Raw genomic sequence first — 26476 nt, 5'->3', positions numbered from 1 at the left:
GAACTGGATTCAGCCCGGGCCGGGAAAAAGCGCGGCAGGACGCCTAGAACTCGCGCCAGGCCCCGTTGCCGTTCGGTGCGTGCCCGTTGGCGGGACGCGGCAGCGCGATCTCCGGCGACGGCCCCTTCACCGCGACGGGCCTGAAGCGGATCGGCGCGGGCGTCGCGGCATGCTCGTGCGAGCGGGCCGCCTGCACCGGGACGTAAGCCGCCGCCGCGGCGCCCAGGTCGAAGCGGGACAGCGACTGCAGCAGCGACGCCGCCTGCGCCTTCATCGATTCGGTCGCGGCGGTCGCCTCCTCCACCAGCGAGGCGTTCTGCTGCACCACCTGGTCCATCTGGGTGACGGCGGTGTTGACCTGCTCGATGCCGGCGCTCTGCTCCTGGCTGGCCGCGGCGATCTCCGAGACCAGGTCGCTCACGCGCTTCACCGAGGTGACGATCTCCTCCATCGTGCGGCCCGCGGCGTCCACCAGCCGGGTGCCGGCCTCGACCTTGCCCGCCGAGTCGCCGATCAGGGTCTTGATCTCCTTGGCCGCGGCCGCGCTGCGCTGGGCCAGGTTGCGAACCTCGGTGGCCACCACGGCAAAACCGCGGCCCTGCTCGCCCGCGCGGGCGGCTTCCACGGCCGCATTCAGCGCGAGGATGTTGGTCTGGAAGGCGATGCCGTCGATGACGCCGATGATGTCGGCGATCTTGCGCGACGCCTCGGAGATGCCGGTCATGGTGCTCACGACCTCGCCCACCACCTCGCCGCCCTTGCGCGCCACTTCCGAGGCGCCCACCGCGAGCTGGCTCGCCTGGCGGGCGTTGTCGGCGTTCTGCGTGACGGTGGACGTGAGTTCCTCCATCTGGCTGGCGGTCTCCTCCAGCGTGCTGGCCTGTTCCTCGGTGCGCTGCGACAGGTCGACGTTGCCCTGCGCGATCTGGCCGCTGGTGTCCGACACCACGCGCGCGCCCTCGGACACCTGGGCCACCAGTTCGCGCAGGTTCTGCACCATGCGGCCCATGGCGTACATCAGGCTGCCGCGGTCGTTGCGTCCGACTTCGACCTGCACCGTGAGGTCGCCGCCAGCGATGCGGTTGGCGATGGCCGCCGCGTCGCCCGGTTCGCCGCCCAGCTGGCGGCGCAGCGAACGCGTGATCACGGCGCCGAGCACGATCGCCACGAGCAAGGCCAGCACCGCGACGCCGACGATCACTCCGAGGCTGCTACGGTAGGTGTGCGCCGCCTCCTTGGCCGCGTCCCTGGCCTCGGCCTCGAGCTGGTCGACGAACTTGTCGATCTGGTCGATGTAGGCCAGCTGCAGCGGGCGGGCGTGCTCCAGCATCACCTTCTTCGCCTCGTCCTGCATGCCGGCCTCGGCCAGCTTCAGGAACTGGTCCTCGTACGGGATGTACTTGCGGCGCGCCTCGACGATGTTTTCGAGCAGCTGCTTCTGGCGGTCGTTGGCGACCGTCTTCCCGAGCTGCTCCATGATCTCCTTGCGCTCCGCCTTGCCGGCGTGGATCGCCTTGAGCTCCTCCTTGACCGCCGCCGCATCCGGCAGGATGAACACGTTGCGCATGTGGCGCGCCGTCTGCAGCACCGCCACTTCCCAGCGGCCGGCCGCCAGGATCTGGGGCGTGCTGCTGTTCGCCAGGGTGTCGACCTGGCGGTTCAGGGTCATCAGGCTGGAGACGCTGACCGCGCCCAGGCCGAACATCAGCACGATCACCAGCCCGAACGCGAGCGCGAGACGGGTGGAGACCTTCATGGTTCCCGACATGGTTCTTCCTCGAATGTTTGGGGGAGTTCAGTGCACCGAGCGGTCGACCAGCGCCATCTCGGCGCCCGTCATGAGCTTCTCGATGTCCAGCAGGATCAGCATCTGCTCGCCGCAAGTGCCCAGCCCGGTGATGTACTGCGTGTCGAAGGTGCGCGAGGCGAATTCCGGCGTCGGCCGGATGTCCTGGGCCGCGAGCGTGGTGACGTCGGAGACGGAATCCACCACCACGCCGACGACGCGGCCGCCGATGTTGAGGATCACGTTGACGGTGAACTCGTCGTAGCGGGGTTCGCCGAGGTTGAACTTGATGCGCAGGTCGAGGATCGGGACGATCACACCACGCAGGTTGACGATGCCCTTGACGAACGGCGGCGCGTTCGCGATGGTGGTCGGCGGCTCGTACTGCCGGATCTCCTGCACCTTCAGGATCTCGATGCCGTAGCTCTCCGCGCCGAGGCGGAAGGTCAGGAACTCGCCTGGGCCCCCGCCCACCGCTGCCGCGCGCCCGGCAGGCGCCTGCTGAATCGCTTCCATGTCCGCGCTCCGTTGTTTGTAATTGAATGTAGCGAGGAATGGAAACCAAAGTTGTCAGTCTTCTCGAAGAATCGGGAAAATTGCAGACCCGCGTGCGAAAGCGCACGACGCCGACCGCCGAAGGGGCGCGCGCGACCGCTCGCTAAAATCGCGGATTCCCCACGCATTTCCCCTTTCCCATGACCACCGAGAAATTCGACGCCGTGTCCGTCGCGACCAAAGCCAACGTGTACTTCGACGGCAAGTGCGTGAGCCACGGCATCACCCTGGCCGACGGCACGAAGAAGTCGGTCGGCGTGATCCTGCCGGCCAGCCTCACCTTCAAGACCGGCGCGCCGGAGATCATGGAATGCGTGGCCGGCTCCTGCGAGTACAAGCTCGCGGGCACCGGCGAGTGGAAGCCCTCGAAGGCGGGCGAGAAGTTCGCCGTCCCGGCGAACAGCAGCTTCGAGATCCGCGCGACCGAGCCCTATCACTACGTCTGCCACTTCGGCTGATCCCGGTATGAGCACCATCCTCGAAAACCTGCCGCTCGGCCAGAAGGTCGGCATCGCGTTCTCCGGCGGCCTCGACACCAGCGCGGCCCTGCACTGGATGCGCAAGAAGGGCGCCGTCCCCTACGCCTACACCGCCAACCTCGGGCAGCCCGACGAGCCTGACTACGACGCGATCCCGCGCAAGGCGATGGAGTACGGCGCCGAGAAGGCGCGCCTGGTCGACTGCCGCAAGCAACTGGCGCACGAAGGCATCGCCGCGCTGCAGTCCGGCGCGTTCCACATCTCCACGGCGGGCATCACCTACTTCAACACCACGCCCCTGGGCCGCGCCGTCACCGGCACGATGCTGGTGGCCGCGATGAAGGAAGACGACGTCCACATCTGGGGCGACGGCAGCACCTTCAAGGGCAACGACATCGAGCGCTTCTACCGCTACGGCCTGCTCACCAATCCGGCGCTGCGCATCTACAAGCCCTGGCTGGACCAGGCCTTCATCGACGAACTCGGCGGCCGCGCCGAGATGTCCGCGTTCATGACGGCCGCCGGCTTCGGCTACAAGATGTCGGCCGAGAAGGCCTACTCCACCGACAGCAACATGCTCGGTGCGACGCACGAGGCCAAGGACCTGGAGCACCTGAACTCCGGCATCAGGATCGTCAACCCGATCATGGGCGTGGCTTTCTGGAAGGACGAAGTGCCGGTGAAGGCCGAGGAAGTGCGCGTGCGCTTCGAGGAAGGCCAGCCGGTCGCCCTGAACGGCAAGACCTTCGCCGACCCGGTCGAACTGTTCCTGGAAGCCAACCGCATCGGCGGCCGCCACGGCCTGGGCATGAGCGACCAGATCGAGAACCGCATCATCGAGGCGAAGAGCCGCGGCATCTACGAAGCCCCGGGCCTCGCGCTGCTGTTCATCGCCTACGAGCGGCTGGTCACCGGCATCCACAACGAGGACACGATCGAGCAGTACCGCGACAACGGCCGCCGCCTCGGCCGCCTGCTGTACCAGGGCCGCTGGTTCGACCCGCAGGCCATCATGCTGCGCGAGACGGCGCAGCGCTGGGTGGCGCGCGCGATCACCGGCGAAGTGACCGTGGAACTGCGCCGCGGCAACGACTACTCCATCCTCAGCACCGAGTCGCCCAACCTCACGTACGCGCCCGAGCGCCTGTCGATGGAGAAGGTGGAGAACGCGCCCTTCTCGCCGAAGGACCGCATCGGCCAGTTGACCATGCGCAACCTGGACATCACGGACACGCGCGCGAAGCTGGGGATCTACGCGAAGACGGGGCTGCTGGAGTCGGGCGGCGATGCGCCGCTGCCCTCGCTGGGCAAGGACTGATCGTCACCCCCGCGGAGGGGAGGGACCCAGAGCATCGAACAAGGCAGCCGTTGGCTGCCTTGTTCTTTTCCGCTACGCTCTCGTCCTGATGAGCAGCAACGATCCCTACGCGCCGCCGGTTGCGCCGGTCGCCGATATCGCTCCGCCTGAAGGCACCGAGGCGCGCCGCCGTCTCCAGCGCTACCTGTTCGCCACCTGCGTGGCCTTGCAGTTCGCGGGCACGCTGCTCTTTGCGCCGTGGCTGCTGGAACTGGTGCGCACGGGGTCGGTGAGCGCCCTCACCTTCAGCGGCACCGTGATCGGCGACCTCGCCCTCTACGGCGGCACGATGCTGGTGCTCACGCAGCGGCCGGCCGCGAAGATCGCTTTCGGCGTTGCGGCGGTGCTGCTGCTCGCGTCCTTGCGAGGCTGGACGTTCCAGTCCGCCCCTGGCTGGCTGGCCGCGTATGGCGTCCTGCTCGCAGCCTACGGCCTCTACCTGGTCCGCCGCCTGCGCCAACCGGCCTGAAGCGCTAAGCTGCAGGAGTCTGCCGCGCAGACTCCCAGGTGCAGCCATGATCACCGACCTCGCCATCCGGCTTGCCGTGCCCGCCGACGCGCCCGCCATCGCGGCGATGTCGCGCGACTACATCGAGCAGGGCCTGCCCTGGAGCTGGCAGTCGCAGCGCATCGCCCGCGCAATCCGCGACCCCAACACCAATGTCGCGGTGGCCGGCCGCGCCGACGCGCTGGTGGCCTTCGGGATCATGTCCTATCTCGAGACCGACGCGCACCTGCTGCTGTTCGCCGTGCACCACGACCATCGCCGGACCGGCATAGGCAGCGCGGTGCTGCGATGGCTGGAGGAGGTTGCGCAAGCCGCGGGCTCGAAGCGCATCCGCGTCGAGGCGCGCCGCGACAACACGGCGGCGCGGCACTTCTACAACGAGCACGGCTACCACGAGCGACAGATCGCCAGCGCCATGTACCGCGACGGCGTCGACGGCATCCGGCTGGAGAAATGGCTGCGGGCGCAGTCCTGACGCCTTCGTCGCGCATCCCCGGGCATTCCCACCCTCCTCGCCCGTGCAGGCGGGCGTATGCTGCCGCGACCCACAACGAGGAGAAGCCCGCATGACGATCGTCCAGCGCCTCGCGCGCGCCTTCTGCACCCTGCTGCTGGCGGCCGCCGCGACGGCCTGCGCACAGGCGCCCCTGCGCCCCAAGCTCACCGACGTCGGCATGGCCGATCCCGCATCGGCGATCTGGATCGGCAACAGCTTCTTCTACTACAACAACAGCATGCACGGCCACGTCGGCCAGTTCATCGCGGCGGGCATGCCGGGTTTCCGCCACCGCGCCACCTCGGTCACGATCAGCGGCTCGGGCTTCGACTGGCACGACGTCGACTCCTACTTCCGCCCCAACGCGATCGGCGCCTATTCCTTCGGCGCGAACAACGTCGTCTCCTTCAACAAGCTCGATCGCCTGTTCGACGTGGCGATCATGATGGACTGCAGCCAGTGCCCGCTGCACCCGCAGCTCGCCACCGTGTTCAAGGACTACGCGAAGCGCAATGCCGAAACCGTGCGCAGGCACGGCGCGCGCCCGGTCTACTTCATGTCCTGGGCCTACCAGGACGCGCCGGAGATGACGGCGCAGCTGGCCGAGGCGTACACGCGCGAGGGCAACGCCAACGACGCCTTCGTGATCCCGGCGGGCCTGGCCTTCGCCCGCTCGGTCGCGCAGAAGCCGGAGCTGAACCTGTACGTCCCCGACAAGCGCCATCCGAGCCTGGCCGGCACCTATCTCGCGGCGGCCACCGTATACGCCTCGCTGTTCAAGCGTTCGCCCGTCGGTTCGAGCTACACGGCCGGGCTCGATCCGGCGATTGCGCGGCACCTGCAGACGGTGGCTTGGGCGACGGTGCAGGACTACTACCGTCGCTAGTTGTGCAAGCTGGGGTTCCACCCCAGCCTACGAACCATGACCGTCGACGTTCTGACAGAAACCTTGATCGCGCGGCCGCGCGCGCAGGTGGCGGCTTTCGCGGCCGACCCGGACAACGTGCCCGCCTGGTACGAGAACATCCGCTCGGTCGAATGGAAGACCGCGCGGCCGGCGCGCGTCGGCTCGCGCATCGCCTTCGTGGCCCGCTTCCTCGGGCGCCGGCTGGCCTACACCTACGAGATCACCGAGTTCGTGCCGGGCGAACGGATGGTGATGCGCACGGCCGAGGGGCCTTTCCCCATGGAGACGAGCTACACCTGGGAATCCAGCGGCGAGGGCAAGACGCGCATGACGCTGCGCAACCGCGGCGAGCCCAGCGGATTCTCGCGGCTGGTGGCACCCTTCATGGCGTCGGCGATCCGCTCGGCGAACCGCAAGGACCTCGCCCGGCTGAAGGCGCTGCTGGAGCGTTCGGCGAGGGTGGCGCCGGACGCGGTGCAGGACTAACATGAGTGCAGTGGCGCTGGGGTTCCCTCCGGTCACCGCCAGCCTACCCATACCGCCAGCCCCCGCCCGGGGCACAAGGAGTCCGGCATGAAGCGAGTGAAACACTGGCAGGACGTGGCCAACGCCGCGCTGGGCGCCTGGCTGATCATCTCTCCCTGGATCCTGGGCTTCCAGGACGTCACCGTCGCCATGGTCGTCACCATGGCGGTCGGGGTGCTCCTCATCGCTTCCAGCGCCGGCGCCATGTCCGTGCCGGCCGCCTGGGAGGAATGGCTCGACGCGGTCCTGGGCGCGGCGCTGATGATCGCGCCGACGCTGCTCGGATTCGATGGGATCGATGCGGCGCTGACCAATGCGCTGATCACCGGGGCGGTCGTCGTCGTGCTGGCGCTGTGGGTGCTGGCGACCGACGACGAGTTCGCTTCGGGCTGGCAGCGCCCGGCCGGCTGAGGGTTCCCGGGGTCGCGTGGCTGGCCCCGGCCGGCGCGAGCTCCGAACCAGCCCCGCGAACCTCGCGAAGCGATGCCGCAGCGGTGCGGCAGAAGGAGGTTCGACATGAAGCAGATGAAGCACTGGCAGGACCCGGTGAACGCGGTGCTGGGTGCCTGGCTGATCCTGTCACCGTGGGTCGTCGGTTTCGCCAACGAGACCGTGGCGGCGGCCAACTTCCTGGTCGTGGGCGCGCTGCTGGTGGCAGCGGCCGTCGGAGCGATGGTCGTGCCCAAGGCCTGGGAAGAGTGGGTGGAAGTCGCCCTCGGCACCTGGCTGGTCGCCTCGCCCTGGCTGCTCGGTTTCGCCGGCTCGGCGATGGCGCTGCAGAACGCGCTGCTGGTCGGCCTGGCCGTGGTGATCCTGGCGCTCTGGGTGCTGGGCACCGACGACGAGTACGGCGGCTGGCTGCACCGCCTGACCGGCTGATCCCGCCTAGACCACCACGGGCTCCGGCTCCAGCCGGATCCCGAAGCGCTCGTACACGCTGGTCTGGATCGCCCGGGCCAGCGTCACCACCTCCCCGCCGGTCGCCCCGCCGCGGTTCACCAGGACCAGCGCCTGTTTTTCGTACACGCCGGCCTGGCCCACGGACTTGCCCTTCCAGCCGCAGGCGTCGATCAGCCACCCCGCGGCCAGCTTGATGCTGCCGTCGGGCATGGGGTAGTGCACGATGCCCGGGTCGCGGGCGATGATGTCCTGGCACTGCTCGGGCGTCACCGTCGGGTTCTTGAAGAAGCTGCCGGCGTTGCCGATCACGCGCGGGTCGGGCAGCTTGGCGCTGCGGATCGCGCACACCCAGTCGTAGATCTGGCGCGCGGTCGGCTGCGCGACGCCGCTTTCCGTCACCTTGCGCTGCAGGTCCAGGTAGCCCAGCACCGGCTTCCAGGGCCTGGGCAGGCGCACCCGCACCCGCAGGATCAGGGCCCGGCCGGCCAGCCCGAAGTCGCTGTCGCGGGCCGGCGAATGCTTGAACACCGAATCCCGGTAGCCGAAGGCGCACTGCGAGGCGTCCAGCGTGAACTCGCGCCCGGTCATCAGGTCGATCGCGTCCAGGCTCTCGAAGCGGTCCTGCAGCTCGATGCCGTAGGCACCGATGTTCTGCACCGGCGAGGCGCCGACCGTCCCGGGGATCAGGGCCAGGTTTTCCAGGCCGCCATGGCCCTGCTCGATGGACCAGGTGACGACGTCGTGCCAGTTCTCGCCGGCGCCGAACTCGATCACGGTGCCCTTGGGGCCGTCTTCCAGCACCTTGCGGCCGGCCACCTCCACCTTCAGCACCACCGCCTTGACGTCGCCGGTCAGCACGATGTTGCTGCCGCCGCCCAGGACGAACTTCGGCTCCTGCGCCAGCTCGGGGTGGGCCAGGACGGCGTGCACGTCCTCGACCCCCCGCACCCGCACCAGCGTCCGCGCCTTGGCGACGATTCCGAAGGTGTTGAACGGCTGCAGGGCGGCGTTGGACTCGACGATCATGGGAGAATTGTGCCGAAGCCGCCGGCTCGGCGGTGCAGGAGGACATCCAATATGCCGTCGTTCGACACGGTGTGCGAGCCGAACATGGTCGAGGTCAAGAATGCGGTGGAGAACGCCGCCAAGGAAATCGGCACCCGATTCGACTTCAAGGGCACCGCGGCCGCCATCGAGCTCAAGGAAAAGGAGATCACCCTGACCGGGGATGCCGACTTCCAGTTGCAGCAGGTGCTGGACATCCTGGTCGCCAAGTTGGCCAAGCGCAACGTGGACGTGCGCTTTCTGGACAAGGGCGACATCCAGAAGATGGGCGGCGACAAGGTCAAGCAGGTGGTCAAGGTCCGCAGCGGGATCGAGTCCGAACAGGCCAGGAAGCTGCAGAAGCTGATCAAGGACAGCAAGATGAAGGTGCAGGCCTCCATCCAGGGCGACGCCGTGCGCGTCACCGGCGCCAAGCGGGACGACCTGCAGGCCACCATGGCCCTTGTGCGCAAGGAAATGGCTGAGCTACCCTTGTCGTTCAACAACTTCCGGGACTGATTCCATGAAGCGCCTCCTCGCGGTTTCCCTGGCATTGCTGGCAGGGGCCGCCGCCGCGCAATCCGTCGCGTTGCAGGGCATGCTGGGGAACAAGGCGCTGCTGATCGTCGACGGCGCCGCTCCCAAGAGCGTGGCGCCGGGCGAGACGCACAAGGGCGTCAAGGTCGTCTCCACCCTGGGCGACCAGGCCCTGGTGGAGATCGGCGGCAAGCGCCACACGCTGCGCGTGGGCGACGCGCCGGCCAGCGTCGGCAATACCGGCAGCCCCCGCGGCAACAAGATCGTGCTGACCGCCGGTTCCGGCGGCCACTTCGTGACCCAGGGCGCGATCAACGGCCGGTCGACCCAGTTCATGGTGGACACCGGCGCCACTTCGGTGGCCATGGGCACGGCCGAAGCCGAACGCCTGGGCATCGACTACAAGAAGGGCCGCATGGGGAGCGGATCCACCGCCAACGGCATGGTGACCATGTACCTCGTGAACCTCTCGTCGGTGCGCATCGGCGACGTCGAGGTGTTCGACGTCGAGGCCGCCGTGCTGCCCGCCAACATGCCGCAGATCCTCCTGGGCAACAGTTTCCTCACCCGCTTCCAGATGACGCGCCACAACGACCAGCTCGTGCTGGAGCGCCGCTTCTAGCCTCCTACCCTCTCCTTTTGCCCGACTCCACGCTCCCCGGAACTTCGCCGCGCCCGCCCGAAAGCGCGCTCGGCCCGCTGAAGGGCCCCGTGTTCCGCATGCTGTGGTTCACCTGGCTCGCCGCCAACACCTCGATGTGGATGAACGACGTCGCATCGGCCTGGCTGATGACGTCGATCGGGCCCTCGCCGCTCTGGGTGGCGCTGGTGCAGACCGCGTCGACGCTGCCGGTGTTCATCCTCGGCCTGCCCAGCGGGGCGCTGGCCGACACGGTCGATCGCCGCCGTTACTTCATGGCCACGCAGTTCTGGGTGGCGGCGGTGGCGACCATCCTGTGCGGCGTGATCCTGCTGGACCGCCTCACCGCGCCGCTGCTGCTGGCGCTCACCTTCGCCAATGGCATCGGGCTGGCGATGCGCTGGCCGGTGTTCTCGGCCATCGTCCCGGAGATCGTGCCGCGGGCGCAGCTCGCGCAGGCGCTGGCGCTCAACGGCATCGCCATGAACGCCTCGCGCATCATCGGCCCCCTGGTGGCCGGCGCGCTGATCGCCAGCGTGGGCAGCGCCTACGTGTTCGTGCTGAACGCGGCGCTGTCGATCCTGGCCGGCATCACCATCATGCGCTGGCGGCGCGTGCACCAGGAAAGCCCGCTGGGGCGCGAGCCGCTGCCCAACGCGATGCGGGTCGGCCTGCAGTTCGTCCGGCAGTCCGGGCGCATGAAGGCGGTGCTGCTGCGCATCGCGCTGTTCTTCCTGCACTCCACCGCCCTGCTCGCGCTGCTGCCGCTGGTGGCGCGCGCCATGCCCGGCGGCCAGGCCGGCACCTTCACGGTGCTGCTGGCGTCCATGGGCGTGGGCGCGATCATCGCGGCGCTGCTGATGCCACGCATCCGGGCCTGGCTGCCGCTGCAGCCGCGGACGGTCGCCGGCACCGCGGTCCAGGCCGCGGCAGCGGTGGTCGTCGCCTATGCGCCCAACATCTACCTGGCCGTGCCGGGAATGATCTTCGCCGGCGCTGCCTGGATCACGGTGGCGAACTCGCTGACGGTGGCCGCGCAGATGTCCCTGCCCGACTGGGTGCGCGCCCGCGGCATGTCGATCTACCAGATGGCCCTGATGGGATCCACCGCCATCGGCGCCGCGCTGTGGGGGCAGGTGGCCACCTGGAGCAGCATCCACACCGCGATCGCGATCTCGTCGGCGACCAGCATCACCGCCATGCTGCTGGCCCAGCGCATCAAGATCGACCGCGGCACCGAGGAGGAGCTGACCCCCTCGCGCGTGCTCAAGGTCCCGGAGATGCAGGAGCCGCCGACCGCCGGGCGCATCCTGGTGCGGGTGGAATACCTGATCGACCCGAAGCGGTCCGGGGACTTCCAGGCGCTGATGCAGGAAAGCCGCCGCAGCCGCCTGCGCCAGGGCGCGCTCGACTGGCAGCTGCTGCACGACCTCTTCGAGCCGGGCCGCTACGTCGAACAGATCGTGGACGCGTCCTGGACGGAGCACCTGCGCCGCTTCGACCGCATCAGCGAGGCCGACGTGCAGCTGCGCGACAAGCGGCTGTCGTTCCACGTCGGCGAGGAGCCGCCGCGGGTGACGCGTTACCTGATCGAGCAGGAGTAGGAGATCGGTCATCCCCGCGCAGGCGGGGACCCAGGCGCGCCGCATCGCGGCGCTTCTTGAATGCCCTGGATTCCCGCCTGCGCGGGAATGACGATTCCTAAGCGGCTTTCTTCTTCGACCCCAGCTTGCTCTCCGTCCCCTTGAACAGCCGCTCGATGTTCGCGCGGTGCCGCCACGCCAGCAGCAGCGCCATCGCGAACAGCGCCATCGCGATCGGCCGTTCCGCGTACCACTGCAGGCGGTCGCCCAGCAGGTAGTACAGCGGCGCGAACACCGCCGACACCAGCGAGGCGAGCGAGGAGTAGCGGAAGAAGAAGGCGATGATCAGCCAGGTGAGGCCGGTCGCCACGCCCAGCAGCCAGTGGATGCCGAACACCACGCCGATGAAGGTCGCCACGCCCTTGCCGCCCTGGAAGCGGAAGAACACCGGATAGAGATGCCCCAGGAAAGCGGCGAGCGCCACCAGCCCGATCGTGCCGTCCTCCAGGCCGTAAGGCTTGCCGAAGTGCTTGACCAGCATCACCGGCACGAAACCCTTCATCGCATCGAGCAGCAGCGTCACGACGGCGGCCGCCTTGCTGCCGGAACGCAGCACGTTGGTGGCGCCCGGGTTCTTGCTGCCGAAGGTGCGCGGGTCCGACAGGCCCATGGTCTTGCTCACGATCACCGCGAAGGCGAGCGAACCCACCAGGTAGGCGGCGACGATGGCGGCCACGGAATACAGCGTGTCCATGCGGGTTCCCTCCTCTTTTTTAGTACCCGCTCTTATTCTGCCAGCGCGCAGTGCACGGGCTTCGCAGCGAGCAGCCTGGCGCACACCTGCGGATCGATCCCCACCAGGTAACCTCGGCGGCCCCCGTTGATGACGATGCGCGGCAGCGACAGGATCGTCTCCTCGATGTACACCGGCATCGCCTTGCGCGTGCCGAAGGGCGAGGTGCCGCCCACCAGGTAGCCGCTGTGCCGGTTGGCCACTTCCGGCTTGCAGGGCTGCACGGACCTGGCGCCGATCTGCCGCGCGAGGTTCTTGGTGGACACCGTGCGGTTGCCGTGCATCAGCACCACCAACGGCCGCGCCTTGTCGTCTTCCATGACCAGCGTCTTGACCACCGTGAACGGATCGAAGCCGAGCACCTGCGCGCTGTGCTGCGCGCCACCGTGTTCCAGGTATTCGTACGGATGCTCGGTGAACGCGACGCCGTTCGCCTTGAGCCAGGCGGTGGCGGGGGTTTCGCTGACGTGGTCCTTCCTGGCCATGGTCTTTCGTTACGCTGCCGGATCCCGCTGCTCCCAGCGGATCCTGTCGATCTCCGCCAGCAGCTCCGGCGGCAGCTTCGTGCCCCAGGCATCGAGGTCCTCCTCGAGCTGCGCCACCGACGTGACCCCGATGATGGTGCTGGCCACGCGCCAGTTCGCGTAGCACCAGGCGAGCGCCATGCGCGTGGGCGCAAGACCGTGCGCGCGGGCCAGCGCGTTGTAGCGCCGCGCGGCCGCCAGCGCGTCGGGGCGGCCCCAGCGCTGCGCGCGCACGCTCTCGTACTTCGCGATGCGCGCGGTGCGCGGGGCCTGCGGGCCGTCGATGCCGCTCTCGTCGTACTTGCCCGTGAGCAGGCCGAACCCCAGCGGCGAATACGCGAGCAGCGACACGCCCAGGCGGTGCATGGTCTCGTCCAGGCCGTTGTCGACGCCGCGGCTCACCAGGCAGTACGGGTTCTGCACGGTGGCCACGCGCGGCAGGTCGTACTGCTCCGCGAGCCGCACGAACTCGTGCACCCCGTACGGCGTCTCGTTCGACAGGCCGATGAAGCGCACCTTGCCCTGCCGCACCAGCCGGTGCAGCGCCTCCAGCTGCTCGTAGATCGAGGTCTTGCTGCGTTCCTGGGCCGGGTCGTAGTAGATCTGCCCGAAGGCGGGGGCGTTGCGCTCCGGCCAGTGGATCTGGTACAGGTCGATCGCCTCGGCCTGCAGGCGCCGCAGCGAAGCCTCGCAGGAAGCGACGATGTCCTGCTGCGTCATGCCGGTGCCCTCGCGCACCCACGGCATGCCGCGCGAGGGGCCGGCCACCTTGGTGGCCAGCACGATCTTCTCGCGCATGCCGGGACGCGCGGCCAGCCACCGGCCGATGATGGTTTCGGTCGCGCCGAAGGTGTCCTTGCGGGCGGGCACGGAGTACATCTCCGCGGTGTCGAGGAAGTTGATGCCGCGTTCGACGGCGCGATCGAGGATCGCGTGCGAATCGGCTTCGTTCACCTGCTCGCCGAAGGTCATGGTGCCCAGGCAGACGGGCGTGACGCGCAGGTCGCTCTGGCCGAGCTGGATGGTTTGCATGGCGTTACAGAGGAGACGTGGGAATGAACCGGTCGAGCATATTACGTCCATGCCGGAAGGTCCCTCGATCGTCATCCTCCAGGAACAGGTCACCGCCTTCGCCGGCCGCACCATCGAGCGGGTCTCCGGCAACACCACGATCGAGAAGGAGCGCCTGCTGCTGCAGGAGGTGGAGGCCTTCCGCAGCTGGGGCAAGCACTTCCTGGTGGAGATGCCGGACTTCAGCCTGCGCGTGCACTTCATGCTGTTCGGCAGCTACCGCATCAACGAGCAGAAAAGCTGGGCGGTGCCGCGGCTCTCGCTCGGATTCGACAACGGCGAGCTGAACTTCTACGCCTGCTCGGTGCGCTTCATCGAGGAGCCGCTGGACCTGGTGTACGACTGGTGGGCCGACGTGATGTCGCCGCACTGGGACCCGCTGCTCGCGCGCAAGCGCCTGCGCGCGCGGCCGGACACGCTGGTGTGCGACGCCTTGCTGGACCAGGACCTGTTCGCCGGCGTCGGCAACATCATCAAGAACGAAGTGCTGTTCCGCATCCGCGTGCATCCGCTGTCGAAGGTGGGCGCGCTGCCTGCGCCCAGGCTGCGCGAGCTGGTGGAACAGGCGCGGCAGTACAGCTTCGACTTCTACGGGTGGAAGAAGCAGTTCGTGCTGAAGAAGCACTGGCTCGTCCACACGAAGAGGACCTGTCCGCGGTGCCTCATTCCCCTGGACAAGGGGCACTTGGGAAGGACGAACCGGCGCAGCTTCTGGTGCGGGAACTGCCAGGTGTTGTACGAGTAGAGGAAGCCGGGGTTGCACCCCGGCCTGCGGACACCTACTCGGTGGGGACGTTGGTGCTGCCGCTCGCCGAGGCCGGCGGGCCGCCCATCGATTCCACCGGCGGCGGGGAGAAGGGCTCCGGCTCCGAGCGGGTCACGGGCGCGGGTTCCGGCGCCGGCTTCTCGCGCTCGACGGAGCGCGATTGCGCTTGCGGGGCGGGCTTGGGCGGCTCGGGCGCCTTGGCGGCCGGGGGCGGCTTGACCACGGGGCGCGCGGCGGCCACCGGCGGCGCAGCCGCAGGTGCGGACGCCGCGGCCGCCGGCTGCGGCGCATTGCCCACCACCCGCGTCGCTTCGCCCATGCGTCGCTCTTCCGCATTGGGCGCCGCCACCAACGGTGCCGGAGCGGTCAGGCGCTGCAGCGCGTCCAGGCCTTCCTGCGCGAAGCGCGTCTTCTCGTGCGCGGCGCCGCGTTGCTTCAGGTACACCTGCAGGCTGCTCGCGTAGAGCGCCTCGGCGCGCTTGAGCAGTTCGTCGCGCTTCGGCGCGTCGGGCGGCGCGGCCACCTGCGCGTAATGGCGGCCGAGCTGGTATTGCGCGTCGGCCAGCGGGATCGGGTCGTTCTTCACGTCCTCGCCGGAGCGGCACGCCATCAGGAACGCGGTCTCCGCGTCGCGCGGCTTGCCGGCGGCAGCCGCTTCCTTGCCGGAGAGGATCAGCGTGGCGACGGCGCCGGGCGAATTGCCCTGCAGGTCCTTGTCGAGCGGCAGCAGGCCGTCTTCCTTGCCGGCCGGGGTGACGATGGGCGCGAAGGAGCAGTCGATGCGACGGCTCTGGCCGGCGGCCGTCGGCTGCAGCGCTGCGGCCGGCGGTGCGGCGGCGGTGCGGCCCCGTTCCTCGCGGCCTTGCGTGAAGAGCGCGCCAGCCAGCACGACACCCACGAGGATGCCGCCCACGAACAATCCGCCACGAGCCCAGTTGAACGCCATGCCGCGCAGCGTAGTGCCCGGCCGTGGCCCGGCAGGCGGGACGCCGGTGACGGAGCGCGACGGACCGGTCCTACGCCGGCCGCAGGCGCGCCCGTTCCTCCTCGCGCAGTCGCAGCACGCGGCGCTGCACCTTGCCGGTGGTGGTCATGGGCAGCGCGTCGACGAACTCGATCTCCTTGGGATATTCGTAGGGCGCGAGCTTGCCCTTCACGTGCAGCTGCAACTGCGCCACCAGGTCGGCGTCGAAATTCGCGACGTCGCGGGTGGTGATCGCGCGCGCCTCGACGACGTGCGGCGCCAGCACCACGTAGGCCTTCACCAGCGCGCCGCGCTCCGGGTCGGGCTTGGGCACGACGGCGGCATTGACCACCGCCGGGTGCTTCACGAGGCAGTTCTCGATCTCGCTCGGGCCGATGCGGTAGCCCGCGGCCTTGAACACGTCGTCGGCGCGGCCCTGGTACCAGAGGAAGCCGTCCTCGTCGCGCGTGGCGAGGTCGCCGGTGCGGCACCAGTCGCCGGTGAACTTGCGTCGCGTCGCCTCCGGGTTCTTCCAGTAGCCGAGGAAGAAGATCGGGTCGGGATCGCCGTGCACGTCGCAGCGGTTCACGGCGACGTCGCCCGGCACGCCGGGCGCGCATTCGTTGCCTTCGTCGTCGATCACCGCCACGCGATGGCCCGGGTAAGGCCGTCCCATGCTGCCCGGGCGCGCCGGCCAGCCGATGCCGTCCTGCGTGCGGCCGTTCATGGCGCAGTTGCCCACGACGTAGTTGATCTCGGTCTGGCCGAACATCTCGTTGACGACGACGCCCAGTTCGTCGCGGCAGTAGGCGAAGACGGCATCGCCGACCGCCTCGCCCGCGCTCATGATCGCCTGCAACTTCAGTGCGAAGTGCGCGCGAGGCCGCGGGAAGGCCTTCATCATCGCCTTCAGCGCGGTGGGGAACAGGAAGGTGTGCGTGACGCCATGTTCCTGCAGCAGCGTGAAGGCGAGTTCGGGGCTGAAGCGGCCGTTGCAGGCGACGATGGGACGGCCGAAGTAGAGGGAGGGAAGCAGCGCATCCATCAAGCCGCCGGTCCAGGCCCAGTCCGCGGGCGACCAGAAGATCGCGGCACTGTCATCCCGGGCTTGACCCGGGATCCACGCCGCGTCGGGCGGGAACCCGAACCAGTTCTGGCTGCACACGAACCCCGGCAAATTCCCGATCAAGGCCCGGTGCGGGATCAGCGCGCCCTTCGGCGGACCCGTGGTCCCGCTGGTGTAGATCAGCACGGCGCCGTCATCCGCATGCGTGCTGGCCGGCGCGAACTCCGTGCCGAGCGACGCCCGCTGCGACTCCCAGCCGATGTCCGCCTGCGCCGCGGCGGCGCCCACGCCGACCACCGTGTGCAGCAAAGGGCATTGCGCGCGCACCTGCGTGACGTTCGCGATCGAGCTCTCGTCGCAGATCGCCACCACCGCCTCGCTGTCCTGCAGCCGGTATTCGAGGGCCTCGGGGCCGAACAGCATCGACAGCGGCATCGCCACCGCCCCGAGCTGGAACACCGCCATGTAGGCGATCGCGGTCTCGAAGCGCTGCGGCATCACGATCGCGACGCGGTCGCCGCGGCGCACGCCCAGGCCCACCAGCAGGTTGCTCATCGCGTTCGCCTCGCGCTGCAGTCCGGCGAAGCTGAGGGTGGACGCGCCGGCGGCCGCATGCGCGCGGATCGCGACGCGCTGCCCGCCATCGGGTCCGTTCGCCCAGCGCTCGCAGCAGGCCTGCGCGATGTTGAACCGTTCCGGCACCTGCCAGCCGAAGGCGCGATGCATCGCCGACCAGTTGTCCCTGCCTTGACTGCCCGCCATCGTCCGCTCTCCTATGATCCGCCGAATGTACCAACCGAAGCGCGCGAGCCGCAGCGAGTTTGTCCCCATCCGCAACCTGCGCTATCACGTGCGGACCTGGGGCGAGCCGGCACCCGGGAAGGTGCCGCTGGTGATGGTGCACGGCTGGATGGACGTGGCCGCGTCGTACCAGTTCGTGGTGGACGCGTTCGCGCGCGAGCACTACGTCATCGCGCCCGACTGGCGCGGCTACGGCCTCACCGGCCTCGCCGGGCCGCCCCAAGAGGCCGAGCGCCCCCTCGGGGGGCAGCGACCACACGAAGTGGGGAGTTTGGGGGCCATGTCCTTGCCGCCTGCCGACAACTACTGGTTTCCCGACTACCTCGCCGACCTCGACTTCCTGCTCGATCACTACGCGGCCGATGCGCCGGTGGACCTGGTGGGCCACAGCATGGGCGGCAACGTCGCGATGCTCTACGCGGGCTCGCGCCCGGAGCGCATCCGCTCGCTCGTCAATCTCGAGGGCTTCGGCATGGCGGCCACGCGGCCCGCGCAGGCGCCGGGACGCTACGCGAAATGGATGAACGAGCTGAAAGCCTTCCATCGCGGCGAGCTGGCCTTGAAGTCCTACGACGGCGTCGAAGGCGTGGCGCGCCGGCTGATGAAGACCAACAAGCGGCTGACGCAGGACAAGGCGGGCTGGCTGGCTCAGCACTGGGCACGGCGCGAGGCGGACGGCCAGTGGCGCATCCTCGGCGACGCCGCGCACAAGATCGTCAATGCCAACCTCTTCCGCGTCGACGAGGTGCTGGAGCTCTACCGCGCGATCCGCGCGCCGGTGCTGGCGGTCGAGGCGAGCGACGACAGCCTCGGCCAGTGGTGGCAGGGCCGCTATACGCTGGCCGAGTACCACGAGCGCCTGAAGGCCATTGCCGACCTCCGGATCGGCCGCATCGACGACGCCGGCCACATGCTGCACCACGACCAGCCTGAGGCACTCGCGAAACTGATCGAGGCATTTCTTCCTCTCGGTGAGAACCCTTAGTGGTGGAAAAAGGCGCATCCCCCTCGAAAGCGTGAATTTTTTTCGCCAGTGACGAGCGTGCAACGGTTTGTTCGTAACACCGCTTGTCGTAGGAGTCGTCCTACCCCATAGTCGGACACATTCGACGGGGGTAACTCATGTGGAAGTCGGTGGTGACCGCCTTTCTGGCGGCCGCGGTGATCAGTCCGGTGCACGCCCAAGCGGATGAGTTCGAGCAGGGCCTGGGGACCATGTGGGAAGTCCTCTGGCACCAGAGCGGCACGCCCACGCGGCTGGTCCGTTGGGAGCAGGAGATCCGGGTGCGGGTCTTCGGCGTCAACCTCGCCAACCACAAGCAGCACACCCTGCAGGCGCTGGCGGACGTCACCGCCGAGGCCGGCATCCGCCTCGTCGACGTGAGCGACCGGCCCGACGCCGCCCAGGTCGCCAACGTCAGCATCGAGATCACGCCCGACGGCATGCTGGAAGACAACCAGCCCTGCGTGACCTACCTGAATTTCCAGACCGAAACGAAGATCGACTCGGCCGCCATGCAGATGCGCAACCGCGACGCCTGGCGCTGCGCCTACCACGAGGCGATGCACATCATGGGCGTGCGCGGCCATCCGGCCGGCAAGACCGTGCTCAGCTACTTCCCGACCAAGGTCGACGGCCTGCTGCCGCTGGACCGCACGATGCTCCGCGCCTGGTATTCACCGCGCATGCGCGGCGGCATGACGCCCTTCGAGGTGTTCGCCGTGATGGCCGACGAGCTCGTCACCGGGCAGGTCGACATCACCAAGGCCGCCAGCGCGCGCGACCGCTTCTACGCCCGCACCATCGACCAGATGCAGTCCTTCGCCGACGGCAACGGCGACGTGCCGATGATCGTCAAGCGCTCGGGCAAGTCGACGGCCGAGGGCATCCGCTTCGGCCGCATGGAGATGAGCTACTTCCTCGGCATCGCCTACATGGAAGGCGTCACCGTCGCGCAGGATCCCACGCAGGCCGTGCGCTGGCTGCAGCGCGCCGCCAACCTCGGCAGCCGCACCGCGCAGGCCCGCCTGGGCGCGGCGACCGCGCGCTGACGCTCCTTCATCCTTTCGTTCCAACGGGGCCCGCGGGCCCCGTTTCGTTTGGGGACGCAGAGCCCCACGGCTGAGCCCTTTCGGGCAAACTGGCCGGCTGCCCTGTAGCAGCCCGTCATGCCTTTTTCGAGTCCCAACGCACCCACGGCCTTCCGCCGCATCCTCACCCGCAACCTCCTGCTGCCGCTGGGCCTCGGCATCGCCAGCGCCCTGGTGTTCCTTGCGCTGCTGTCGTACCTGGTGGACGCACTGCGCGAAGTGGAGCGTTCCGACCAGGTGCTGCAGCGCGCATCCAACGTGCAGAAGCTGGATCTCGACATGGAGTCCGGCGTGCGCGGTTATCTGGCCGGTGGAGCGGACGAACGTTTCCTGCAGCCGTACCAGAAGGCCATCGAGACTATCGGCCCCGAGATGCAGAGGCTGCGCCAGCAGGTGCAGGAGAACCGGGAGCAGGTGGAGCGCCTGGACCGCATCGAAGCCTTGCAGACGAAGTGGCAGGCCAATGCGCAGGACCGCATCCGCGCCAAGCGGGAGGCCCCCGCATCGTTCGTGGAAGGCAGCATCGGGCTCGAACTGAAGGACGGCGTGCGCGAGGAGTTCGACGAGTTCTTCCGCGTCGAGCGCCGGGCCCGCGTCGAACGCACGCAGGCAGCCAACCGCAACACGACGCTCGGGGCCACGGCCTTCGTGCTGCTGATGCTGGCGGTGGGCGCGGGCCTCGCCTGGCGCGGTCGGCGTGACCTGATGGGGCTGTCGGAGACCTACGAGACCGCGCTGCAGGAGCAGGTTCGCCAGTCCGAGGCCGTGCAGGCCTTCGCCTGGTTGCGCGAAGGCCAGTCGCGCCTGGGCCAGCGGCTGGCCAACGAGCAGGAGCTCGCGGGCGTGGGCCACGGTGCGCTGGAGGCCTTGTCCGAATACCTCGACATCGTGGTCGGTGCGCTGTACACGCCGGAGGTGGGCGGCGGCTTCGTGCGCGCCGCGGTGTGGGGCTGGTCGCCCGGAGGCGGCGAGACCGGGGAGCGCATCCCCGCCGGCCGCACGCTGGTGGCCGAATGCGCGAAGCAGCGGCGGCAGATCACGCTCGCCGACGTGCCGCCCGGCTACCTGCACGTGAACAGCGCGCTGGGCGACGCGAACGTGCGTTCGGTGATGGTTTCGCCGGTGGAATACGAAGGGCGGCTCGTCGGCGTGCTGGAGGTGGGATGGCTGCGCGCCATCCAGCCGCGCGACGGCGAGTTGCTCGCCGGCGTCGGCAGCCTCCTGGGGTCCTCGATCGAATCGGCGCGCTACCGCGAGCGGCTGCAGGAAGCGCTGGACCGCAGCCAGCAGCTCAACGAGGAACTGCAGGTGCAGCAGGAGGAACTGCGCACCGCCAACGAGGAACTCGAGGAACAGTCGCGGGCGCTGAAGGAATCGCAGACGCACCTGGAAAGCCAGCAGGCGGAGCTGGAGCAGACCAACACGCAGCTGGCCGACCAGACCGAGCGGCTGGAGCAGCAGCGCGACCAGCTGCGCGACGCGCAGGTGCAACTGGAGGAGCGGGCCGGCGAATTGCAGCGCGCGAGCCGCTACAAGTCCGAGTTCCTCGCCAACATGTCGCATGAACTGCGCACGCCGCTGAACAGCTCGCTGATCCTGGCGCGCCTGCTGGCGGACAACGCGCAGGACAACCTCACGGACGAACAGGTGAAGTTCGCCGAGTCGATCCATACGGCCGGAAACGACCTGCTGAACCTGATCAACGACATCCTCGACATCGCCAAGGTCGAGGCCGGCAAGCTGGAAGTGCGGCCGGAAGTGACGCCCATGCAGTCGCTGGTGGAAGCCTTGCGCAACATGTTCGAGCCGGTCGCGGCGAAGAAGAACCTGCAGCTGCGGGTGGAACTCGCCGAGGACCTGCCTGCCTCCATCTTCACCGACCGCCACCGGCTGGAGCAGGTGCTGCGCAACCTGGTGTCCAACGCGGTGAAGTTCACCGAGCAAGGCAGCGTCGTGCTGCGCGTGGCGCGCGAAGGCACCGACCGCGTCCGCTTCGAAGTGCGCGACAGCGGCATCGGCATCGACACCTCGCAGCAGCACCTGATCTTCGAGGCCTTCCGCCAGGCCGACGGCACCAGCAGCCGCAAGTACGGCGGCACCGGCCTGGGCCTGTCGATCTCGCGCGACCTCGCGCGCCTGCTGGGCGGCGACATCTCGGTGCAGAGCACGCCCGGCCGGGGCAGCACCTTCACCGTGGTCCTGCCGCTGGAATACCGCGAAGCGCTGGCGCAGGAGCCGATGGCGATGGCACCGCCGCTGGCCACGCCGGCGCCCCATCCCCGGCCCGCCCCGGCGGCGACGCCCGCACCGGCCGCCGCCCCCGTCCTGCCCGCGTTCCCCGACGACCGCGACGAGCCCGCGGACGGCCGCCGCACGGTGCTGGTGGTGGAGGACGACACGCGCTTCGCGCAGATCCTGTTCGACCTCGCGCACGAACTGGGCTACCGTTGCATCGTCGCGCACGATGCCGACGAAGGCTGCCGCCTCGCCTTCCAGCACCTGCCCGATGCGGTGCTGCTGGACATCCTGCTGCCCGACGACTCGGGCCTGGCCGTGCTGCAGAAGCTGAAGGGCGATCCGCGCACGCGGCACGTGCCGGTGCACGCGCTCTCGGCCGAGGACCGCTCCGAACACGCGCTGCAGCTGGGAGCGATCGGCTACGCGCTCAAACCCACCACGCGCGAGGAACTGCAGCAGGTGTTCTCGCGCCTGGAAGCCAAGCTGAGCCAGAAAGTGAAGCGGGTGCTGCTGGTGGAGGACGACCAGCGCCAGCAGGAAAGCGTGAAGGCGCTGATCGGCGACGGCGACGTCGAGATCGTCGCGGTGGCCGAAGGCGGCGCCGCGCTGCAAGCCCTGGCGGAATCCGTGTTCGACGTCATGATCATCGACCTGAAGCTGCCGGACATGGGCGGCCAGGAACTGCTGCAGCGCATGGCCGCGGGCGAGAGCCGCTCCTTCCCGCCGGTGATCGTCTATACCGGGCGCAACCTCACGCGCGACGAGGAGGCGGAGCTGATGCGCTACTCGCACTCCATCATCATCAAGGGGGCCCGCTCGCCCGAGCGGCTGCTCGACGAGGTGACGCTGTTCCTGCACAAGGTGGAGAACCAGCTGTCGAGCGAGCGGCAGAAGATGCTGCGCGCCGCGCGCAGCCGCGACAAGGCCTTCGAGGGCCGGCGCATCCTGGTGGTGGACGACGACATGCGCAACATCTTCGCCCTCACCAGCGCCCTGGAGCACAAGGGCGCGCAGGTCGACGTGGCACGCAACGGCGTCGAGGCGCTGCAGAAGCTGGAACAAGCGCCCGACGAGGTCGATCTGGTCCTGATGGACATCATGATGCCGGAGATGGACGGCTTCACCGCCACCCGCGAGATCCGCAAGAACCCGCGCTGGGAGAAGCTGCCGATCATCGCGGTGACCGCCAAGGCGATGAAGGAGGACCAGGAGAAGTGCCTGGCCGCGGGCGCCAACGACTACCTGTCCAAGCCGATCGAGCTGGAGCGGCTGTTCTCGCTGATGCGGGTCTGGATGCCCAAGCTGGAGCGCATCTGAATGTCGCATCAACTCGCGGACATCGAGATCCGCCTGCTCGTGGAGGCGATCTACCTGCGCTACGGGCAGGACTTCCGCGACTACGCGCAGGCCTCGCTCAAGCGCCGCGTGCTGCAGGCGCAGCACCGCATGGGCGCGGCTTCGATCACCGCGCTGCAGGAGCGGGTGCTGCACGATGCCGAGGGCTTCGCGCAGCTGCTGCAGTACCTCACGGTGCCGGTCAGCGAGATGTTCCGCGACCCGCCCTACTTCGTGGCGCTGCGGCGGCACGTGGTGCCGGTGCTGCGCACCTACCCCTCGCTCAAGGTGTGGGTGGCCGGCTGCAGCACCGGCGAAGAGCCCTACTCGCTCGCGATCCTGCTGAAGGAAGAAGGATTGCTGGAGCGCAGCATCCTCTACGCCACGGACATCAACCACGCCTCGCTCGAGAAGGCCAGGCGCGGCGCGTTCGCGCTGGACGCGATGCAGGGCTTCACGCGCAACTACCAGCGCGCCGGCGGCCTGCGCAGCTTCAGCGACTACTACACGGCGGCCTACGGCGGCGCGCTGTTCGACCGCTCGCTGCGCGACAGCATCACCTTCGCCGACCACAGCCTGGCCACCGACGCGGTGTTCTCCGAAACCCACCTGGTGTCCTGCCGCAACGTGCTGATCTACTTCAACCGCCCGCTGCAGGACCGCGCGCTCGGGCTCTTCCACGAGTCGCTGGCGCACCGCGGCTTCCTCGGGCTGGGATCGAAGGAAACGCTGGAGTTCTCGTCCCATGCCGGGCGCTTCGAGCCCGTGAGCAAGCCGGACCGCCTCTACCGCAAGAAACCGGAGGCCGGATGAAACGCCAACTTCCCTCCGATTTCGCTTTCGCCGCGCAGGTCGTCGCGATCGGCGCGTCCGCGGGCGGCATCGACGCCCTGTTCGAGCTGCTGGAGCCGCTACGCGATCCGGTGCGCGCCCCCATCGTCGTGGTGCTGCACCTGCCGGAACAGCACGAAAGCCGGCTGGTGCAGGTGTTCGGGCACCGCACCCGCCTGCCGGTGGAGGAAGCGCAGCCGCACGCGCCGGTGGCGGGCGGCACCCTGTTCTTCGCGCCGCCCGGCTACCACCTGCTGGTGGAAAGGGACCGCAGCTTTTCCCTCAGCTGCGATCCGCCGGTGCACTTCTCGCGCCCCTCCATCGACGTCTTCTTCGAATCCTGCGCCGACACCTATGGCGCGCAGCTGCTGGCCATGGTGCTCACCGGCGCCAACGACGACGGCGCGCGCGGCCTCGCCGCCGTGAAGGCCGCCGGCGGGCTGACGGCGGTGCAGGATCCGCTCGAAGCCCTCCACCCCGCGATGCCGGAAGCCGCCATCCGGCTGGCCGACCCGGACTTCGTCCTGCCCCTCCAAGGCCTGGCCAGCCTGCTCCAAACCGCGATCCGCTGATGACCCCCGAATCCAACGACGTCAACGTCCTGCTGGTCGACGACCTGCAGGAGAACCTCGTCGCGCTGGAAGCGCTGATCCGCCAGCCGGGCCGCCGCATCTTCACTGCCCGCTCCGGCGAACAGGCGCTGTCGCTGATGCTCGAGCACGCGTTCGCGCTGGCGATCCTGGACGTGCAGATGCCCAACATGAGCGGCTTCGAACTCGCCGAGCTGATGCGCGGCACGGAGCGCACGCGCGCCATCCCGATCGTGTTCGTCAGCGCCGGCGGCCGCGAACTGAACTATGCCTTCCGCGGCTACGAGTCGGGCGCGGTCGATTTCCTCTACAAGCCGCTGGATCCGCACGCGGTGCGCAGCAAGGTCAGCGTGTTCGTGGAACTGTTCCGCCAGCGCCAGGAGCTGCAGGAGGCCAAGGCGCAGCTGCAGCGCGCGGTGAGCATGCGAGACGACTTCATGTCCATGATCGCCCACGAGCTGCGCAATCCGCTGAACTCGGTGTACCTGCAGGCGCAGCTGCGCCGCAAGATGTTCTCCGGCAGCAAGGCGCAGGACCCGCAGGCCATGCTGAAGATGGTGGAACGCGACGAGCGCCAGATCCGCAGCATGGTGCGCCTGCTGGACGACATGCTGGACGTCTCGCGCGCCCGCACCGGCATGCTGGCGATCGTGCCGGCGCCCTTCGACCTGGTCGCTTCGGCGCAGGTGGTGGTGGAGGCGATCCAGGAACAGGCCAGGGGCGCGGGCGTGCAGTTCACCCTGGCCGCCCCGGCCACGCTGGCCGTGGAAGGCGACGAGTTCCGCATCGAGCAGGTGATCACCAACCTGCTGACCAACGCGCTGCGCTACGGCGAGGGCCAGCCGGTGGCGGTGGCCGTCGGCACGCGGGAGGACGAGCACGAAGCTTTCGTGACGGTGCGCGACCAGGGCATGGGCATCGCGCCGGCCGACCAGGAGCGCATCTTCGAGCAGTTCGAGCGCACCGAAGGCGCGGCCCAGGTGGCCGGCCTCGGCCTGGGCCTGTACATCGCCCGCCAGATCGCCCAGGCGCACCAGGGGCGGCTCGAAGTCCGCAGCGCGCCCGGCCAGGGCGCCGAGTTCATCCTGTCCCTGCCGCTGCCCGGTTCGGCCGCATGAGGGAAAATATGCGATTCCTTGGAAGGGCTTGAACAAAATGGACGCAGAACGCATCAACCTCATCGGTACCACCCTGCAGGACCTGCAGGCCCGGACGGCCGATCTACGGAGGTATCTTTGACTTCGATGCCAAGTCGGAGCGCCTGAGGACCGTCAACGCCTCGCTGGAAGATCCCGGGGTCTGGAACGATCCCAGGAAGGCCCAGGAACTGGGCAAGGAGAAGAAGGCTCTGGACGGCGTCGTCGTGACCATCCAGGACCTGGAACGCGAGCTGTCGGACAACCTCGAGCTCTATGACATGAGCAAGGAGGAAGGCGACGAAGCGGGCCTGGCGACGATCGAGGCGGAAACCGCCAAGCTCGAGGACATCGTCAAGGACCTCGAGTTCCGCCGCATGTTCAACCAGCCGGCCGACCCGAGCAACTGCTTCCTCGACCTGCAGGCCGGCGCCGGCGGCACCGAGGCCTGCGACTGGGCCAGCATGCTGCTGCGGCAGTACCTCAAGTACGCCGAGCGCAAGGGCTTCAAGACCACGGTCGAAGACGAGACGCCCGGCGACACCGCCGGCATCAAGAGCGCCACGATCAAGATCGAGGGCGACTACGCCTTCGGCCTGCTGCGCACCGAGACCGGCGTGCACCGGCTGGTGCGCAAGTCGCCGTTCGACTCCTCCGGAGGCCGGCACACCAGCTTCGCCAGCGTGTTCGTCTATCCCGAGGTCGACGACTCGATCGAGATCGACATCAACCCGGCGGACGTGCGCACGGACACCTACCGCGCCTCGGGCGCCGGCGGCCAGCACATCAACAAGACCGATTCGGCGGTGCGGCTGACGCACATGCCCACCGGCATCGTGGTGCAGTGCCAGGACAGCCGCTCGCAGCACTCCAACCGCGACGTCGCCTGGCGCCGCCTGCGCTCGCGCCTGTACGACTTCGAGATGCGCAAGCGCCTGGAGGCGCAGCAGAAG

26 protein-coding genes and 1 pseudogene are annotated in these 26476 nt (G+C 68.8%); 19 read left to right on the top strand and 8 right to left on the bottom strand.

Translation table 11 applies throughout. The annotated features are described in order from the left end of the window. Positions 1 to 43 precede the first annotated feature (43 nt). Entirely contained in the window at positions 44 to 1756 is a 1713-nt protein-coding gene (locus VF522_RS15845) for a methyl-accepting chemotaxis protein (RefSeq protein WP_330909259.1), read from the bottom strand. A 39-nt stretch (positions 1757 to 1795) separates the two neighbouring features. After that, on the bottom strand, positions 1796 to 2302 hold the full coding sequence (locus VF522_RS15840) for a chemotaxis protein CheW (protein WP_330909258.1): 507 nt from the start codon (positions 2300 to 2302) through the stop codon (positions 1796 to 1798). Between the two features lie 179 nt (positions 2303 to 2481). Here VF522_RS15840 and VF522_RS15835 point away from each other — a divergent pair, with 179 nt between their 5' ends. From VF522_RS15835 to VF522_RS15800, 8 genes are all read left to right on the top strand, one after another. After that, positions 2482 to 2799, top strand: coding sequence for a pyrimidine/purine nucleoside phosphorylase (locus tag VF522_RS15835; protein ID WP_330909257.1), 318 nt, complete (start codon positions 2482 to 2484; stop codon positions 2797 to 2799). 7 nt (positions 2800 to 2806) lie between these two features. Continuing rightward, positions 2807 to 4138: an argininosuccinate synthase gene (argG, locus tag VF522_RS15830; RefSeq protein WP_330909256.1), complete on the top strand. Its 1332-nt coding sequence runs from the start codon at positions 2807 to 2809 to the stop codon at positions 4136 to 4138. Between the two features lie 88 nt (positions 4139 to 4226). Further along, positions 4227 to 4646, top strand: a complete 420-nt coding sequence (locus VF522_RS15825; protein ID WP_330909255.1) for a hypothetical protein — start codon at positions 4227 to 4229, stop codon at positions 4644 to 4646. Between the two features lie 46 nt (positions 4647 to 4692). Beyond that, positions 4693 to 5160, top strand: coding sequence for a GNAT family N-acetyltransferase (locus tag VF522_RS15820; RefSeq protein WP_330909254.1), 468 nt, complete (start codon positions 4693 to 4695; stop codon positions 5158 to 5160). Positions 5161 to 5251: 91 nt separating this feature from the next. Further along, entirely contained in the window at positions 5252 to 6067 is an 816-nt protein-coding gene (locus tag VF522_RS15815; protein WP_330909253.1) for a hypothetical protein, read from the top strand. 36 nt (positions 6068 to 6103) lie between these two features. Further along, entirely contained in the window at positions 6104 to 6574 is a 471-nt protein-coding gene (locus VF522_RS15810) for an SRPBCC family protein (protein ID WP_330909252.1), read from the top strand. Between the two features lie 87 nt (positions 6575 to 6661). Then, positions 6662 to 7024 carry an SPW repeat protein gene (locus VF522_RS15805; RefSeq protein WP_330909251.1) on the top strand — a complete coding sequence of 121 codons (363 nt, stop codon included), beginning with the start codon at positions 6662 to 6664 and terminating at the stop codon, positions 7022 to 7024. 105 nt (positions 7025 to 7129) lie between these two features. Continuing rightward, the gene (locus tag VF522_RS15800) at positions 7130 to 7492 is read left to right on the top strand and encodes an SPW repeat protein (protein ID WP_330909250.1); all 363 of its coding nucleotides are present in this window, start codon (positions 7130 to 7132) and stop codon (positions 7490 to 7492) included. Positions 7493 to 7498: 6 nt separating this feature from the next. Here VF522_RS15800 and murB read toward each other — a convergent pair whose 3' ends face one another. Further along, on the bottom strand, positions 7499 to 8539 hold the full coding sequence (gene murB, locus VF522_RS15795) for a UDP-N-acetylmuramate dehydrogenase (RefSeq protein WP_330909249.1): 1041 nt from the start codon (positions 8537 to 8539) through the stop codon (positions 7499 to 7501). A gap of 51 nt (positions 8540 to 8590) precedes the next feature. Between murB and VF522_RS15790 the strand changes: the two genes are divergently transcribed. From VF522_RS15790 to VF522_RS15780, 3 genes are read left to right on the top strand one after another with little or no spacing between them, the layout of a single operon-like run. Further along, positions 8591 to 9076, top strand: a complete 486-nt coding sequence (locus tag VF522_RS15790) for a YajQ family cyclic di-GMP-binding protein (protein WP_330909248.1) — start codon at positions 8591 to 8593, stop codon at positions 9074 to 9076. A 4-nt stretch (positions 9077 to 9080) separates the two neighbouring features. Next, positions 9081 to 9716 (top strand): retropepsin-like aspartic protease, encoded by a 636-nt coding sequence (locus tag VF522_RS15785; protein WP_330909247.1) that lies wholly within the window; start codon positions 9081 to 9083, stop codon positions 9714 to 9716. 17 nt (positions 9717 to 9733) lie between these two features. After that, entirely contained in the window at positions 9734 to 11338 is a 1605-nt protein-coding gene (locus VF522_RS15780) for an MFS transporter (RefSeq protein WP_330909246.1), read from the top strand. Between the two features lie 97 nt (positions 11339 to 11435). On the opposite strand, the gene plsY is transcribed toward VF522_RS15780, so the two are convergent. Genes plsY through VF522_RS15765 form a run of 3 tightly spaced genes read right to left on the bottom strand, consistent with a single transcriptional unit; the run spans position 11436 to position 13666 of the window. After that, complete coding sequence (gene plsY / locus VF522_RS15775; protein ID WP_330909245.1) at positions 11436 to 12071, bottom strand: glycerol-3-phosphate 1-O-acyltransferase PlsY; 636 nt, start codon at positions 12069 to 12071, stop codon at positions 11436 to 11438. Positions 12072 to 12103: 32 nt separating this feature from the next. Beyond that, positions 12104 to 12595 (bottom strand): aminoacyl-tRNA deacylase, encoded by a 492-nt coding sequence (locus VF522_RS15770; RefSeq protein ID WP_330909244.1) that lies wholly within the window; start codon positions 12593 to 12595, stop codon positions 12104 to 12106. A 9-nt stretch (positions 12596 to 12604) separates the two neighbouring features. After that, a complete protein-coding gene (locus tag VF522_RS15765; RefSeq protein WP_330909243.1) occupies positions 12605 to 13666 on the bottom strand; it encodes an aldo/keto reductase in 1062 nt (353 codons plus the stop codon). A 49-nt stretch (positions 13667 to 13715) separates the two neighbouring features. Between VF522_RS15765 and VF522_RS15760 the strand changes: the two genes are divergently transcribed. Continuing rightward, positions 13716 to 14450 carry a DNA-formamidopyrimidine glycosylase family protein gene (locus VF522_RS15760; protein ID WP_330909242.1) on the top strand — a complete coding sequence of 245 codons (735 nt, stop codon included), beginning with the start codon at positions 13716 to 13718 and terminating at the stop codon, positions 14448 to 14450. A gap of 34 nt (positions 14451 to 14484) precedes the next feature. Here VF522_RS15760 and VF522_RS15755 read toward each other — a convergent pair whose 3' ends face one another. Together VF522_RS15755 and VF522_RS15750 are read right to left on the bottom strand one after the other, a co-directional pair. Further along, the gene (locus tag VF522_RS15755) at positions 14485 to 15417 is read right to left on the bottom strand and encodes a hypothetical protein (protein WP_330909241.1); all 933 of its coding nucleotides are present in this window, start codon (positions 15415 to 15417) and stop codon (positions 14485 to 14487) included. Positions 15418 to 15487: 70 nt separating this feature from the next. Next, complete coding sequence (locus tag VF522_RS15750) at positions 15488 to 17263, bottom strand: acyl-CoA synthetase (RefSeq protein ID WP_330909240.1); 1776 nt, start codon at positions 17261 to 17263, stop codon at positions 15488 to 15490. Positions 17264 to 17288: 25 nt separating this feature from the next. On the opposite strand from VF522_RS15750, the gene VF522_RS15745 reads away from it, so the two are divergent. The 7 genes and pseudogenes from VF522_RS15745 to prfB all read left to right on the top strand — a co-directional run. Continuing rightward, entirely contained in the window at positions 17289 to 18287 is a 999-nt protein-coding gene (locus VF522_RS15745) for an alpha/beta hydrolase (RefSeq protein WP_330909239.1), read from the top strand. Positions 18288 to 18439: 152 nt separating this feature from the next. Then, positions 18440 to 19354, top strand: a complete 915-nt coding sequence (locus VF522_RS15740) for a hypothetical protein (protein WP_330909237.1) — start codon at positions 18440 to 18442, stop codon at positions 19352 to 19354. 117 nt (positions 19355 to 19471) lie between these two features. Beyond that, positions 19472 to 22948, top strand: coding sequence for a response regulator (locus VF522_RS15735; RefSeq protein WP_330909236.1), 3477 nt, complete (start codon positions 19472 to 19474; stop codon positions 22946 to 22948). Next, a complete protein-coding gene (locus tag VF522_RS15730) occupies positions 22949 to 23779 on the top strand; it encodes a protein-glutamate O-methyltransferase CheR (protein WP_330909235.1) in 831 nt (276 codons plus the stop codon). It abuts the gene before it with no gap. Then, positions 23776 to 24369: a chemotaxis protein CheB gene (locus tag VF522_RS15725; RefSeq protein WP_330909234.1), complete on the top strand. Its 594-nt coding sequence runs from the start codon at positions 23776 to 23778 to the stop codon at positions 24367 to 24369. Before VF522_RS15730 ends, VF522_RS15725 begins: the two co-directional genes overlap by 4 nt. Further along, a complete protein-coding gene (locus VF522_RS15720; RefSeq protein WP_330909233.1) occupies positions 24369 to 25505 on the top strand; it encodes a hybrid sensor histidine kinase/response regulator in 1137 nt (378 codons plus the stop codon). Before VF522_RS15725 ends, VF522_RS15720 begins: the two co-directional genes overlap by 1 nt. 37 nt (positions 25506 to 25542) lie before the next feature. Next, positions 25543 to 26476, top strand: a pseudogene (gene prfB, locus VF522_RS15715) (peptide chain release factor 2); the annotation flags it as partial.

It is taken from the genome of Ramlibacter sp. (genome assembly GCF_036383835.1).
In the GTDB taxonomy this organism is placed as follows: Bacteria; Pseudomonadota; Gammaproteobacteria; order Burkholderiales; family Burkholderiaceae_C; genus Ramlibacter.
The sequence above is the reverse complement of the archived record's forward strand: the minus strand, read 5'-3'. Positions and strand labels throughout refer to the sequence as shown.